The organism is Paraburkholderia sp. J7, assembly GCF_905220155.1.
In the GTDB taxonomy this organism is placed as follows: domain Bacteria; phylum Pseudomonadota; class Gammaproteobacteria; order Burkholderiales; family Burkholderiaceae; genus Paraburkholderia.
On the sequence record NZ_CAJMYZ010000006.1, the window covers coordinates 394,502 to 407,236 of the forward strand.

Here is a 12,735-nt window from a genome sequence, read left to right on the forward strand (position 1 = left end):
TACGTTCCAGACAGATTGTGACCGTCGCGAAGCGGGTTCTCGCGCACCTTCATCCAGTGCTGCGTCCGCCTCGCGCTCTGCAAGCGAATGCGTCGCCGTTTCAGGCGAACTGACGCAAAAAGCGCAGATCGCCCTCGAAGAACAGGCGCAGATCCTGCACGCCATAACGCAGCATCGTCAGGCGTTCGAGGCCGCTGCCGAACGCAAAGCCGATGTAGCGCTCCGGGTCGAGGCCCATGTTGCGGATCACGCTCGGATGCACCTGGCCCGAACCCGAGATCTCGAGCCACTTGCCGGCGTTCTTGCCTTGCTCGAACATCATGTCGATTTCGGCCGAGGGCTCCGTGAACGGGAAGTACGACGGACGGAAGCGCACCTTGATGTCGTCACGTTCGAAGAACTTCTTGAGGAAGTCGGTGTAAACACCCTTCAGGTCAGCGAAGCTGATGTTCTCTTCGATCCACAGGCCTTCGACCTGGTTGAACATCGGCGAGTGCGTGGCGTCGCTGTCCACGCGATACGTGCGGCCCGGCACGATCACCTTGATAGGCGGCGTGTGCGTGCGCGCGTAGCGCACCTGCATCGGACTCGTGTGCGTGCGCAACAACAGCTGACGGCCATCCGCGTCCTTGCCGTCCACGTAGAACGTGTCCTGCATCGAGCGCGCCGGATGGTTTTCCGGGCTGTTGAGCGAGGTGAAGTTGTACCAGTCGGTTTCGATCTCGGGACCGTCGGCCACGTCGAAGCCGATCGAACCGAAGATGCGCTCGACCCGTTCCCACGTCTGCATCACCGGGTGCAGGCTGCCCGTGCCCGTGCCACGGCCCGGCAGCGTGACGTCGATCGCCTCGGCGGCGAGACGCTGGTTCAGGAGCGCGTCGGCGAGTGCCTGGCGGCGCGCGTTGAGTGCGGCTTCCACCTGCTGCTTGACGGCGTTGATGCGCGCGCCTTCGGTCTTGCGCGTTTCCGCGTCGAGCTTGCCGAGACCCTTGAGCAGTTCGGTCAGCGCGCCGGACTTGCCGAGAAAGCGGGCCTTTTCGTTTTCAAGCGTGTTGACGTCGGGGGCGGAAGCGAACGCGCCTTGCGCGTCGGCGACAATCTGGTCCAGATCCATTGATCCCATCTTTTCAGCGTCAGAGTTTGAGACTTAGCGCAGCGATGCGCCATCACGACCCGCGATGATCGAGCGTGGTAATGACGGCGCGAAGGCACTGCATGAAGCGGCGCAAGAAGCGTAATTACCAACAAAAACGGGGCTCGGTGAGGAGCCCCGTTTTTGTTGCAGCATCACCGAAACAACCGGACGCTGCTGCAACGAACCTGCGCAATACCTGCTATCAGGCAGCGACGGCGGCCTTCACCTGCTTGACGATCGCAGCAAATGCAGCCTTGTCGAACACAGCCATGTCAGCCAGAACCTTACGGTCGAGTTCGATCGAAGCCTTCTTCAGGCCGTTGATGAACACGCTGTAGGTCATGTCGTGCTGACGCACCGCCGCGTTGATACGCGTGATCCACAGTGCGCGGAACACACGCTTCTTGTTGCGGCGATCGCGGTAGGCGTATTGGCCAGCGCGCATGACCGCCTGCTTGGCGATGCGGTAGACGTTATTGCGACGGCCGCGGTAACCCTTGGCCAGGTTGATGATCTTCTTGTGGCGGGCCCGTGCGGTAACCCCACGTTTGACTCGAGGCATGTTTCGCTCCTATGAGTTATCGGTTGAGGATTACGCGAACGGCAGCATTGCGCGCACGGAGTTCAGATCGGAATCATGAACGGCCGTTGCACCACGCAGATGACGCTTGTTCTTGGTGGTCTTCTTCGTCAGGATGTGACGCTTGAAGGCTTGACCGCGCTTGACGGTACCGCCCGGACGAACCACGAAGCGCTTTGCAGCGCTCTTCTTGGTCTTCATCTTCGGCATGACAGACTACTCCATTATTTGATGGACATGGGTGTGCGGTTGGCGCGGTGTTCACACACCTTGCCGGGACTTCCGCCCTTCGAAACCCACTCCACTTGTTTTGGCGACTGGCTGGCTTTTTGAAAAACAAGCTTGCCGCCGCTTTCAGGAAAAACGCCCGTTTGCCGCACTTCACGTGCAGCGCGCGGGCGCCGTTCCGGAACCTGCTTGCCGCCTTCGACGCAATAGCGTCGAAGACGTCATTGAAAACTGCTTTCGGCCGCCGCGCATCGAACAACCGCGCGGCGCGCCAATTACTTCTTCTTCTTCGGCGAGAGCACCATGATCATCTGGCGCCCTTCCATCTTCGGCATTTGCTCGACCTGACCGACTTCATCGAGGTCGGTGCGCAGGCGCTCGAGCATGCGCATACCGATTTCCTGGTGAGCCATTTCGCGGCCCCGGAAACGCAACGTGATCTTCGTCTTGTCGCCATCTTCGAGGAAGCGGACGAGATTACGCAGCTTGACGTTGTAATCGCCGTCATCGGTACCCGGACGGAATTTGACTTCCTTGACCTGGATGACCTTCTGCTTGAGCTTGGCCTCGTGCTGCTTCTTCGATTCCTGGTACTTGAACTTGCCGTAGTCCATCAAGCGGCATACGGGAGGCACCGCCTGAGGAGCAATTTCAACCAGATCGACGTCCTGCTGTTCCGACATGCGGAACGCATCGGCCAGCTTTACGATGCCGAGCGGCTCGTTCTCGATTCCGACGAGACGCACCTCGGGTGCAGTGATTTCACCGTTGATGCGATGCGACTTATCCGTAGCGATGTTACGTTTCCTCTAAAAATTAAAAAAACGAGCCGCGCTGCCGCAGTGGCTTACCTGAACGTCTTGACGTCTTCCGCAAGACGCGCTGTAAAGGCATCGACAGGCATGACACCCAGATCGACGCCGCCACGGGCACGCACGGCTACCGTTTGTGCTTCACGCTCCTTGTCGCCGACGACAAGCAGGTACGGGACCTTCTCAAGCGTGTGCTCGCGTATTTTATAGCTAATTTTCTCGTTGCGCAAATCGCCCACCACTCTAAGCCCTTGTTTTTGCAACGATTGGACCAGATTCGCGGCATATTCGGCCTGACTTTCCGCGATATTCATCACAACGGCCTGCACCGGAGCGAGCCACGGCGGCATCGCGCCGGCATGGTGCTCGATCAGAATCCCGAGGAAACGCTCCATCGAACCGAGAATGGCGCGGTGCAGCATGATCGGGCGGCGGCGGCTGTTGTCTTCGGCCACGTACTCGGCGCCGAGGCGCTCCGGCAGCACCATGTCGAGCTGCAGCGTGCCGCACTGCCACGAGCGGCCGAGCGCGTCCTTGATGTGGTACTCGACCTTCGGACCGTAGAATGCGCCCTCGCCCGGCAGCTCTTCCCACTGCAGGCCGCAGGCCGTGAGCGCCTCGCGCAGGCCCTGCTCGGCGCGATCCCACGTCTCATCCGTCCCCGCGCGCGAATCCGGCCGCAGCGAAAGCTTGATGTCGATGTGATCGAACCCGAAATCCTTGTAGATGCTCATCGCCAGCGTGTTGAAGGCGATCGACTCGCTGATGATCTGATCTTCCGTACAGAAGATGTGCGCATCGTCCTGGACGAAGCCGCGCACGCGCATCAGGCCGTGCAGCGCGCCCGACGCCTCGTTGCGGTGGCACGAGCCGAACTCCGCGTAACGCAGGGGCAGATCGCGATACGAGCGCAGGCCGTGATTGAACACCTGAACGTGGCCCGGGCAGTTCATCGGCTTGATCGCGTAGTCGCGCTTTTCCGACTCCGTCGTGAACATGTTTTCACGATAGTTCTGCCAGTGACCCGACGCTTCCCAGAGCGAACGGTCCATGATCATCGGCGTCTTGATCTCGTCGTAGCCGGCCACGCGCAGGCGGCCGCGCATGTACTGCTCGACCTGTTGCCAGAGCGTCCAGCCCTTCGGGTGCCAGAACACCATGCCCGGCGACTCGTCCTGCATGTGGAACAGGTCGAGTTGCTTGCCGAGCTTGCGGTGGTCGCGCTTCTCGGCTTCTTCGAGCATGTGGAGGTACTGGTCCTGGTCTTCCTTCTTCGTCCAGGCCGTGCCGTAGATGCGCTGCAGCTGCTCGTTCTTCGAGTCGCCGCGCCAGTACGCGCCCGCGACCTTCATGAGCTTGAAGACCTTGAGCTTTCCCGTGGACGGCACGTGCGGGCCGCGGCACAGGTCCGTGAAGCCGCCGTGCGAGTACAGCTTGATCTCTTCCGCGCCCGGAATCGACTCGATGATCTCGGCCTTGTACTTCTCGCCAATGCTCTTGAAGTAGTCCACGGCTTCGCCGCGCGTGACAACGCGGCGCGACACCGGCTCGTCCTTCTTCGACAGTTCCTGCATGCGCTTTTCGATCTTTTCGAGATCTTCGGGCGTGAAGGGACGGTTGTACGCGAAGTCGTAGTAGAAACCGTTGTCGATGACCGGCCCGATCGTGACCTGGGCTTCCGGATACAGCTCCTTCACCGCGTAGGCGAGCAAGTGCGCCGTGGAGTGACGGATGATGTCGAGGCCATCGGCATCCTTGTCCGTGACGATGGCGAGCGATGCGTCGCGATCGATCAGCGTCGACGTATCGACCAGTTCGCCGTCGAGCTTGCCGCCGAGCGCCGCCTTGGCGAGGCCGGGGCCAATCGAAGCCGCCACTTCGGCGACCGTGACGGGATGATCGTACTGTCGAACCGAACCGTCGGGCAGACGTATCGCAACCATGTTTTTCTCCAGAAGTGCCGCGAAGGCACATCGTATTGTTCGTGGGAACAGACCGCGGAAAACTTCGCAGCGAAAAAAAATGCGGCCCCGCTTTCGAGGGGCCGCATTCACTTTTCAAACCAGACTGCAGAGGCGAAAGAGGTCCTCGACTAGCGTCGCTCCGAAGTAGTTTCGGTAAACGTTCGCGGTGTCATAACCGTAGTCGCCTTGAGCGCAGAGCGCCTTTTACTGCATGCGAAGCCTCGGCAAAACTACCGCCGCGACCTCGATTTCGTTGGTAGGCTCGATTGGACTCGAACCAACGACCCCCACCATGTCAAGGTGGTGCTCTAACCAGCTGAGCTACGAGCCTGAAGAAGAAAGATTATATGAAGTACCCGCAGACTTGGCAAGCTTTTTTTGCAGCGCGCCAATTCTGCCCGCCTCAGCCCTTGCGCGACGCCCGCTGCACCCCGCCCACCTCGCCCAGCAGCACGCAGGCGCGCTGGATCTGCGCGGAATTCGACACTTCCACCGTGAACTGCATGTACGCCGCATTGCGGCGCGACTGCGTCTTCACGCCGATCACGTTCATCTTCTCGCGCGCGAACACTTCGGAGATGTCACGCAGCAAACCCTGGCGGTCGGTGGCTTCGATCGAAATATCGACCGGGTAGACCGACTGGCCGCGCCCGCCCATCACGTCAGCCGACCAGGTGGTGTGCAGCACGCGCTCGGGCGCACGGTCGGCCATGCGCAGGAACGTCGGGCAATCGCTGCGATGGATCGACATGCCCTTGCCGCGCGTGACGAAACCGCTGATCGCGTCGGGCGGCGCGGGCCGGCAACAGCGCGCGAGCTGGGTCAGCAGCGCATCCACGCCGACCACCAGCACGCCCGACGACCCGCCATGCGCGACGTTCGCGCCGCTCGCGCGCTTGGTGAGCTGCTCGGGCGTTTCCTCCTCGGGCTCGGCCGCGGGCGCGTCGTGCAATGCGTGCTCGACGTTGCGCAGGCTGAACTCTTCCTTGCCGACCACGCTGAAGAGGTCGTCGGGCGACTTGAAGCCGAGCTTGGCCGCGAGCTGATCGAGATTGACCGACGTGCGGCCCTCGCGCTGCAGCGTCTTTTCCACCATCGCGCGGCCGTTGGCGATGTTTTCCTGCGCCTCGATCGCGTTGAACCACGCACGCACCTTCTGGCGCGCACGCGGGCTATGCAGATAGCCGAGCTGCGGATTGAGCCAGTCGCGCGACGGCCCGCCCTCCTTCACCGAGACGATCTCGACCGTCTGGCCGTTGCGAAGCTGGGTGTTCAGCGGCACCATCGCGCCGTCCACGCGCGCGCCACGGCAGCGATGGCCCAGTTCGCTGTGCAGGTGATACGCGAAGTCGAGCGGCGTCGCGCCTTGCGGCAGCGCGATCACGCGCGCCTGGGGCGTGAGAACGTAGATGTGGTCGTCGTCGAGCGTGGCCTGGCGCAACTGCTCCCACGGCTGGCGAGCGTCCGAGACATCGTCCTTCCAGGCAAGCAGCTGGCGCAGCCACGCGATCTTCTCGTCGTAGCTGCTGCTCGCGCTGAACTGGCCGCCGTAGCCCTTCGCACCGGCCTCCTTGTAGCGCCAGTGCGCGGCCACGCCGTACTCGGCGAACTGGTGCATCTCCTGCGTGCGGATCTGCACCTCGAACGCGCGGCCGTCGTCGCCGATCACGACGGTGTGCAGCGAGCGATACCCATTGGGCTTGGGTCGCGAGATGTAGTCGTCGAATTCCTTCGGCACCGGTTGCCACAGGTTGTGCACGATGCCGAGCACCGTATAGCAATCCTTGATGTCGGGCACGATCACGCGGAACGCGCGCACATCGTAAAGCTCGGAGAAGTCGATCTCCTTGCCGCGCATCTTCTTCCAGATGCTGTAAATGTGCTTGGGCCGCCCGCTCACCTCGGCGGGGATATGCGCGGCGGCAAGCTCACTCTGCAGCCGCGCGATCGCCTCGGCCACGTAGCTCTCGCGTTCCACGCGCTTTTCGTCGAGCAGCTTCGCGATGCGCTTGTAGGTAGCGGGCTCCTGAAAGCGGAATGCGAGATCTTCGAGTTCCCACTTCAGTTGCCAGATGCCGAGCCGGTTGGCGAGCGGCGCGTAGATTTCGAGCGACTCGTGCGCGATCTCGGGCGCGGGCGTGATCTTGGCCGCCGCATAAAAGCGCAGCGACTGCAAGCGCGACGCGAGCCGGATCAGCACGACGCGAATGTCCTGCGCGAACGCAAGCAGCATCTTGCGCAGCGACTCGACCTGCGCGCGCCGCGCCGCCTGGGCGTCGCGCCCTTCGCGGCCGGCTTCGGGCACGGCCTGCTGCGCCGCCCGCAGGCTCACGCTGCCAAGCCGCAACAGCTTGCGCACGTCGAACACGAGCTTCGCGACTTCCGCGCCGAAGCGCGCTTCGAGCGTGGCTTCCGGATCGTCGAGATGCGGCGCGAGATTGAAGAGCGCCGCGGCGAGCACCGCAGGCGGATCGACGTTGAGCCGGCTCATGATGGACGCCGTGCCCTGCGCGTGCTCGATGAGCGGCTCGCCGGTGGAAAGACGTGCGTCACCCGCGTGCTCGCGCACGAACGCAAGCGCGTCGTCGAGCGACGGCAGCGCGCCGGTATCGGCGGAAACCGCGGGGGCGGGAGGTACGGTGTCGCTACTCATGAGGCGATGCCCGCCGGCATGCCGGACGGGCGACAACGAAAAGGATCAAACACACTCGGTGAAACTACGCCGACTGAACGATACGCGCTCAGTCACACTCAATCGCGCTGCGCAGCCACCACGACGATCTCGACGAGGCATTCCGGATTCGCGAGTTTCGCTTCGACCGTCGCGCGCGGCGGCGTCGCGCCTTGCGCCACCCACTTGTCCCACTCGGCGTTCATGCCGGGGAAATCCTTCATGTCGGCGATATAGATCTGCACCGAGAGAAGCAGCGACTTGTCGCTGTTCGCCTCGCCCAGCAGGCGGTCGATGTGGCCGAGCACTTCGCGCATCTGGCCGGCGATGTCCTCTTTCGTGTCCTCGGCGATCTGGCCAGCCAGGTAGACGGTGCCATTGTGGATGGCGGTTTCCGAAAGACGCGGGCCAACGTGGTGACGAATGACTGCCATGAAAATTCCTGTTGAGAAGTGAATAACGGTCGACTTCCAGGCCGGCGCGACCCAGCGCGCATGCAAGCGCGCCGGAATATGCCGACGAATCTCATATTATGACGCGCGAAGGCCCTCGCCGTCGAAAAAACGGCGCGCGATCGCAATCTGGTCGGGCGCGAGGAACGCGGGCGCATGCCCGACGCCCTCGATTTCGACGCTCGATACGTTGCGCCCGGTCTCGACCATCTTCGCGACCGTTTCGCGCGAAAGCAGGTCCGAAAGCGCTCCGCGCACGACAAACACGGGCCCCTCGAACGCAGCGAGCGAGCGCCACAGAAACTTCTCGCCCTCTTCGTTCTGCTCCGGCGTGGTCGACTTAAAGGGTTCCGCAATGCGCGGGTCGTAACGGTAGCGCCACTGGCCGTCCACTTCGTGCAGCAACGGCGTATTGATCTCGCGCCACTCCTCGGCGCTGAGCGGGCCGAACGAAGCCGCGAGCAGCGCCGCGTTGTCGATGCCTTCCTGAAGCGTAGCGAACGACCCGCCTTGCCCGACGTACTCGCCGATGCGCGCAAGCGACGCGGGTTCGATATGCGGCCCGATGTCGTTGAGCAGCATGCGGCCAATGGGCGAGCCCGGCAGCCCCGCGAGCGCCATGCCGATCAGGCCGCCCATCGAAGTGCCGAACCAGTCGACTGTCTCCACGCCGGTGCGCGCGATCAACGTGACCATGTCCGCGACGTACTGCGCGACGCCGTAGCCGCGCGGGTCGAGCAGCCACGATGAGAGACCGCGCCCGGCTACGTCGGGGCACACAACGCGGTATTCGTCGGCCATGGCAGCGGCAAAGCGGTCGAAGTCGCGTCCCGAGCGCGTGAGTCCGTGCACGCACACGAGCACGCGCGGATTGGCGGGGTCGCCCCACTCGGTGTACGCGATGCGGTGCAGGCCCGCGGGACTCAGGCACTGCACATATTGCTGGCGCGGCACGGCGGTCGATTCGGTCATCGCGGAATCCTCACTCGAAGGCGCATCAAGACTTTCGGCCGATTGTAAACGGCTTTGCCGCGCGGCATCGGTGGCAAAGCCGCAGGCAACCCGCACCGAAAAGCACGGCCAAAACGAAACGGGCGAGACCGAAGTCTCGCCCGCCGCCAATCGTGCTTACGCTACGACGTTCAGGACACCGCGCTCACATCGAGCGGCGCGCCAGTCTTGGCCTTGATCTCGTCCACCGTCACGCCCGGCGCCAGCTCGGTCACCTTCAGACCGGCATCGCTCACTTCCATCACGCCGAGATCGGTGATGATGAGGTCGACCACGCCCACGCCCGTCAGCGGCAGCGTGCAGGCGTCGAGAATCTTGTGCTGGTCGCCCTTTGCCACGTGCTCCATCAGCACGACCACACGGCCAACGCCCGCCACGAGGTCCATCGCGCCGCCCATGCCCTTGATCATCTTGCCGGGGATCATCCAGTTGGCCAGGTCGCCCTTCTCGCTCACCTGCATGGCGCCGAGGATCGCCAGGTTGATGTGGCCGCCGCGAATCATCGCGAACGAGTCCGCCGACGAGAAAATCGACGAACCCGGCAGCGTCGTCACGGTCTGCTTGCCGGCGTTGATCATATCGGCGTCCACTTCTTCTTCGGTCGGGAACGGGCCGATGCCGAGCAGGCCGTTTTCCGACTGCAGCCACACTTCCATGCCCGCGGGCACGTGGTTGGCCACGAGCGTCGGCAGGCCGATGCCGAGGTTCACGTAGAAGCCGTCCTGCAGTTCCTTCGCCGCGCGCGCGGCCATTTCGTCACGATTCCATGCCATGGTCGGTCTCCTTGCTCAGTTGCTCGCGGCGTTGCCGGCTGCGGCGCGCACGGTGCGTTGTTCGATGCGCTTTTCCGGGTGCGCGTTGAGCACGATGCGCTGTACGAAGATGCCCGGCGTATGGATGGCGTCCGGATCGAGCGCGCCGTTCTCGACGATCTCCTCCACTTCCGCCACGGTGATCTTGCCGGCCATCGCGCACATTGGGTTGAAGTTGCGCGCCGTGCGGCGGAAGACCAGGTTGCCCGACTTGTCGGCCTTCCACGCCTTCACGAGCGCGACATCGGCCGTGAGCGAATGCTCGAGCACGTAGTGCTTGTCGCCGAACTGGCGCGTTTCCTTGCCCTCGGCGATCAGCGTGCCGAAGCCGGTATTCGTGAAGAACGCCGGAATGCCGGCGCCGCCCGCGCGCAGCTTTTCAGCCAGCGTGCCTTGCGGCGTGAATTCGAGTTCGAGTTCGCCCGACAGATACTGGCGCTCGAATTCCTTGTTCTCGCCCACGTAGGACGAGATCATTTTCTTGATCTGGCGCGTCTCCAGCAGCAAGCCGAGGCCGAAGCCGTCCACACCCGCGTTGTTGCTGATGCAGGTGATGCCCTTCACGCCCGTATCGCGCAGTGCGCCGATCAGCGCTTCGGGAATGCCGCAGAGGCCAAAGCCGCCAACCGCGAATGTCTGCCCGTCCTTGACGATGCCTTCGAGCGCGGCAGCCGCGCTTTTATAGACCTTGTTCATCAGTGTGTCCCTTCCTCGAATGGAAATCCGCCAATCCGGTTTGTCGCGCGGACGTCGAGCGCGTCCGGATGCTCAATTCTAGTCATGCCCCGGTGGCGTTGCCGTGAAGCCGGCAGCCCGGCCGGGCGGCTCGCACGGGCTCTAACGAGCTGCACAAGCCTTGAAATCTGCCCCTCCGATGGGTGCAAAGCGTACGCTGGCCCCCTGTTGCGGCACAATACGCAAAACTACATAAAGCAATACCCGCACCGTCCGCCATGGCCGCTCCAATCCAACCCGCCGAACGCTCCGCTCTCGACTACCAGACCGCGTTCCATCTCGCGCCCATCGGCCTCGTGCTTGCGCGCGAGCGCACCATCGTCGATTGCAACGACCAGGTCGCCGCCATCTTCGGCTGCGCACGCGAAGCGCTGATCGGCCAGTCGTTCCAGGTGCTCTACCCTTCTGCGGACGAGTTCGAGCGCATAGGCGCGCGCATCCCGCCGATCATGACGGCGCAAGGCAGCTACGCCGACGACCGCATCATGAAGCGCGCCAGCGGTGAGCTCTTCTGGTGTCACGTCACGGGGCGCTCGCTCGACCGCGCCGAGCCGCACGCGGCGGGCGTCTGGACGTTTGAAGACCTTAGCGCGACGCGCCGCGTAGCCATCGAGCTTACGCCGCGCGAACGTGAAATTGCCGCGCAGCTCGTGACCGGCAAGACCAGCAAGCAGATCGGGCGGATTCTCGATATCAGCCCGCGCACCGTGGATGTTTATCGCGCGCGCCTCATGCGCAAGTACGACACCGGCAACGCCACCGAGCTGTTGCAGCGGCTGCTCGGCCAGTAAAGGCGCGCGCCGCCGGCGCACGCCTGCCACGCATGCAACGTCAGGCTCAGCCTACCCGGTCGGACTTGACGAGGCCCGCATGCTCGATGGTCGCGCGCAGCATGTCGGGAATCGGCACCGACTTGCCCGCCGTGTAATCGATCCACACGCAGCGCGCGTTTCCGCGTGCGTACAGCGTGTCGGGCTCGTCGGCGCGGCGCAACTCGAAACCGGTGTCGAAGCTGCTTCGGCCAGGCTGGCCGACCGTCATCGTGCAGACGATGTCGCCAGGGTAATGCAACTGCTTGAGGAATTCCATCGAAGCATTGACGATCACGGGCCCCTGGCCGTCGCCGCTCTCCGCGGCCACGCCCAGATGCTCGAACCAGGAAATCCGCACCTGCTCCATGTAGCGGAAGTAGACCGTGTTGTTCACATGGCCGAACGCGTCCATGTCGCCCCAACGGATCGGCATGGTCATCTCAAAAACGGGGTGGTAGTCACTCATTGCACTTCAACTTCTTGCTGTTGCGAAAAAACGGAATGCCGGCCGGCGGCCGGACTCGCCTGCACTCAGGTGAGCCCGAAGCCGTCGTCGGCGGTAATGATCGAACCGTTGATGAACGACGACTCGTCGGCGGCGAGCAGCAGCAGCAGGCCATCCAGGTCTTCGGGCATGCCGACGCGGTGGCGCGGCAGCATCGCGACGAGCTTTTGCCCCTGCTCCGTCGACCAGTGGTGATGGTTGATCTCCGTGTCGATGTAGCCCGGGCAGATCGCGTTCACGTTGATGCCGTGACGCCCCCATTCGAGCGCCATCGCCTTCGTCATATGGACGACCGCGGCCTTGCTGATCGCGTACAGGCCGATTTGCGGCAGCGCGCGCAGACCCGCCACCGAAGCAATATTGATGATGCGGTACGCCGGTTTCGGGCCGCCGCTGCCGCGCATGATCATGCGCTTGGCGACCTCCTGGGCCACGAAAAAGGCGCCGCGCGTGTTGGTGTCGAACACGTATTCGAAGTCGGCGGGCGTGACGTCGGCGAGCTTTTGGGTCGTGGAGACGCCCGAGTTGTTGACGAGGATGTCGATGGTCCCCGCCTCGGTTTCCGCGTGCGCGACCGCCGAGCGAATGCTCTGGTAGTCGGTCACGTCGAGCGACACGACGTGGGCGGCGCCCCCGCTCGCCTCGATTTCGGCGCGCAGTTCCTTGAGCCGCTCCACGCGGCGGCTTGCCAGCACGACCTTTGCGCCCGCCTGCGAGAGCACCTGGGCGAAGCGCTTGCCGAGCCCGCTGGAGGCCCCCGTGATCATCGCGACCTTGCCTTCCAGATTGATCGAACGGCCCATTTCCGGTTCCTGTTCAGAGGTGAATAAGCGCCAGAACGCGGCCTGACCGGCACGCCAAATCTGACGCCATAGAATAGAACGGTCGTGCTAATGTTAGCCTGTTGGGTTGCGGCACGGGGAACGTTACCCGACAATACGAACCCGAAAAAAGCATTCTAATGGCAAGAGGAGCATTGATGACCCCCGCAAGTCTTTTAGAGCAATACGGTCCACGC

13 protein-coding genes and 1 tRNA gene are annotated in these 12,735 nt (G+C 63.2%); 1 reads left to right on the forward strand and 13 read right to left on the reverse strand.

Going from position 1 to position 12,735, the window contains the following annotated elements; translation table 11 throughout:
* Nucleotides 1-100: 100 nt before the first annotated feature.
* From pheS to U5A58_RS13165, 11 genes are all read right to left on the reverse strand, one after another.
* Nucleotides 101-1,114 (reverse strand): phenylalanine--tRNA ligase subunit alpha, encoded by a 1,014-nt coding sequence (gene pheS, locus U5A58_RS13115; protein WP_321961733.1) that lies wholly within the window; start codon nucleotides 1,112-1,114, stop codon nucleotides 101-103.
* A gap of 223 nt (nucleotides 1,115-1,337) precedes the next feature.
* On the reverse strand, nucleotides 1,338-1,697 hold the full coding sequence (gene rplT, locus U5A58_RS13120) for a 50S ribosomal protein L20 (RefSeq protein ID WP_004192938.1): 360 nt from the start codon (nucleotides 1,695-1,697) through the stop codon (nucleotides 1,338-1,340).
* A 30-nt stretch (nucleotides 1,698-1,727) separates the two neighbouring features.
* Nucleotides 1,728-1,925, reverse strand: a complete 198-nt coding sequence (gene rpmI / locus U5A58_RS13125) for a 50S ribosomal protein L35 (RefSeq protein WP_004191477.1) — start codon at nucleotides 1,923-1,925, stop codon at nucleotides 1,728-1,730.
* A gap of 293 nt (nucleotides 1,926-2,218) precedes the next feature.
* Nucleotides 2,219-2,740 (reverse strand): translation initiation factor IF-3, encoded by a 522-nt coding sequence (infC, locus tag U5A58_RS13130; protein WP_158759059.1) that lies wholly within the window; start codon nucleotides 2,738-2,740, stop codon nucleotides 2,219-2,221.
* Between the two features lie 50 nt (nucleotides 2,741-2,790).
* Complete coding sequence (gene thrS, locus U5A58_RS13135; RefSeq protein WP_321934955.1) at nucleotides 2,791-4,698, reverse strand: threonine--tRNA ligase; 1,908 nt, start codon at nucleotides 4,696-4,698, stop codon at nucleotides 2,791-2,793.
* A 275-nt stretch (nucleotides 4,699-4,973) separates the two neighbouring features.
* A tRNA-Val gene (locus U5A58_RS13140) sits at nucleotides 4,974-5,050 on the reverse strand.
* A gap of 72 nt (nucleotides 5,051-5,122) precedes the next feature.
* Nucleotides 5,123-7,372 carry a bifunctional (p)ppGpp synthetase/guanosine-3',5'-bis(diphosphate) 3'-pyrophosphohydrolase gene (locus tag U5A58_RS13145; protein ID WP_321934956.1) on the reverse strand — a complete coding sequence of 750 codons (2,250 nt, stop codon included), beginning with the start codon at nucleotides 7,370-7,372 and terminating at the stop codon, nucleotides 5,123-5,125.
* 98 nt (nucleotides 7,373-7,470) lie between these two features.
* A complete protein-coding gene (locus U5A58_RS13150) occupies nucleotides 7,471-7,824 on the reverse strand; it encodes a RidA family protein (RefSeq protein ID WP_158757491.1) in 354 nt (117 codons plus the stop codon).
* A 96-nt stretch (nucleotides 7,825-7,920) separates the two neighbouring features.
* Nucleotides 7,921-8,814, reverse strand: coding sequence for an alpha/beta hydrolase (locus tag U5A58_RS13155; protein WP_321961734.1), 894 nt, complete (start codon nucleotides 8,812-8,814; stop codon nucleotides 7,921-7,923).
* Between the two features lie 170 nt (nucleotides 8,815-8,984).
* Complete coding sequence (locus U5A58_RS13160; RefSeq protein ID WP_321909097.1) at nucleotides 8,985-9,626, reverse strand: CoA transferase subunit B; 642 nt, start codon at nucleotides 9,624-9,626, stop codon at nucleotides 8,985-8,987.
* Between the two features lie 15 nt (nucleotides 9,627-9,641).
* On the reverse strand, nucleotides 9,642-10,361 hold the full coding sequence (locus U5A58_RS13165; RefSeq protein ID WP_321909099.1) for a CoA transferase subunit A: 720 nt from the start codon (nucleotides 10,359-10,361) through the stop codon (nucleotides 9,642-9,644).
* Between the two features lie 257 nt (nucleotides 10,362-10,618).
* On the opposite strand from U5A58_RS13165, the gene U5A58_RS13170 reads away from it, so the two are divergent.
* Nucleotides 10,619-11,191, forward strand: coding sequence for a LuxR C-terminal-related transcriptional regulator (locus tag U5A58_RS13170; RefSeq protein ID WP_321961735.1), 573 nt, complete (start codon nucleotides 10,619-10,621; stop codon nucleotides 11,189-11,191).
* A gap of 46 nt (nucleotides 11,192-11,237) precedes the next feature.
* Here U5A58_RS13170 and U5A58_RS13175 read toward each other — a convergent pair whose 3' ends face one another.
* Both U5A58_RS13175 and U5A58_RS13180 read right to left on the reverse strand, forming a co-directional pair.
* Nucleotides 11,238-11,678, reverse strand: a complete 441-nt coding sequence (locus U5A58_RS13175) for a thioesterase family protein (RefSeq protein ID WP_321961736.1) — start codon at nucleotides 11,676-11,678, stop codon at nucleotides 11,238-11,240.
* A gap of 65 nt (nucleotides 11,679-11,743) precedes the next feature.
* Nucleotides 11,744-12,520, reverse strand: coding sequence for an SDR family oxidoreductase (locus U5A58_RS13180; protein WP_321909103.1), 777 nt, complete (start codon nucleotides 12,518-12,520; stop codon nucleotides 11,744-11,746).
* Between the last annotated feature and the right edge of the window lie 215 nt (nucleotides 12,521-12,735).

Bases quoted from the DNA above. Each gene is read 5' to 3' on its own strand.
- pheS (WP_321961733.1), bottom strand. From the start codon at position 1,114: ATGGATCTGGACCAGATTGTCGCCGACGCGCAAGGCGCGTTCGCTTCC.
- rplT (WP_004192938.1), bottom strand. From the start codon at position 1,697: ATGCCTCGAGTCAAACGTGGGGTTACCGCACGGGCCCGCCACAAGAAG.
- rpmI (WP_004191477.1), bottom strand. From the start codon at position 1,925: ATGCCGAAGATGAAGACCAAGAAGAGCGCTGCAAAGCGCTTCGTGGTT.
- thrS (WP_321934955.1), bottom strand. From the start codon at position 4,698: ATGGTTGCGATACGTCTGCCCGACGGTTCGGTTCGACAGTACGATCAT.
- U5A58_RS13145 (WP_321934956.1), bottom strand. From the start codon at position 7,372: ATGAGTAGCGACACCGTACCTCCCGCCCCCGCGGTTTCCGCCGATACC.
- U5A58_RS13150 (WP_158757491.1), bottom strand. From the start codon at position 7,824: ATGGCAGTCATTCGTCACCACGTTGGCCCGCGTCTTTCGGAAACCGCC.
- U5A58_RS13155 (WP_321961734.1), bottom strand. From the start codon at position 8,814: ATGACCGAATCGACCGCCGTGCCGCGCCAGCAATATGTGCAGTGCCTG.
- U5A58_RS13160 (WP_321909097.1), bottom strand. From the start codon at position 9,626: ATGGCATGGAATCGTGACGAAATGGCCGCGCGCGCGGCGAAGGAACTG.
- U5A58_RS13165 (WP_321909099.1), bottom strand. From the start codon at position 10,361: ATGAACAAGGTCTATAAAAGCGCGGCTGCCGCGCTCGAAGGCATCGTC.
- U5A58_RS13170 (WP_321961735.1), top strand. From the start codon at position 10,619: ATGGCCGCTCCAATCCAACCCGCCGAACGCTCCGCTCTCGACTACCAG.
- U5A58_RS13175 (WP_321961736.1), bottom strand. From the start codon at position 11,678: ATGAGTGACTACCACCCCGTTTTTGAGATGACCATGCCGATCCGTTGG.
- U5A58_RS13180 (WP_321909103.1), bottom strand. From the start codon at position 12,520: ATGGGCCGTTCGATCAATCTGGAAGGCAAGGTCGCGATGATCACGGGG.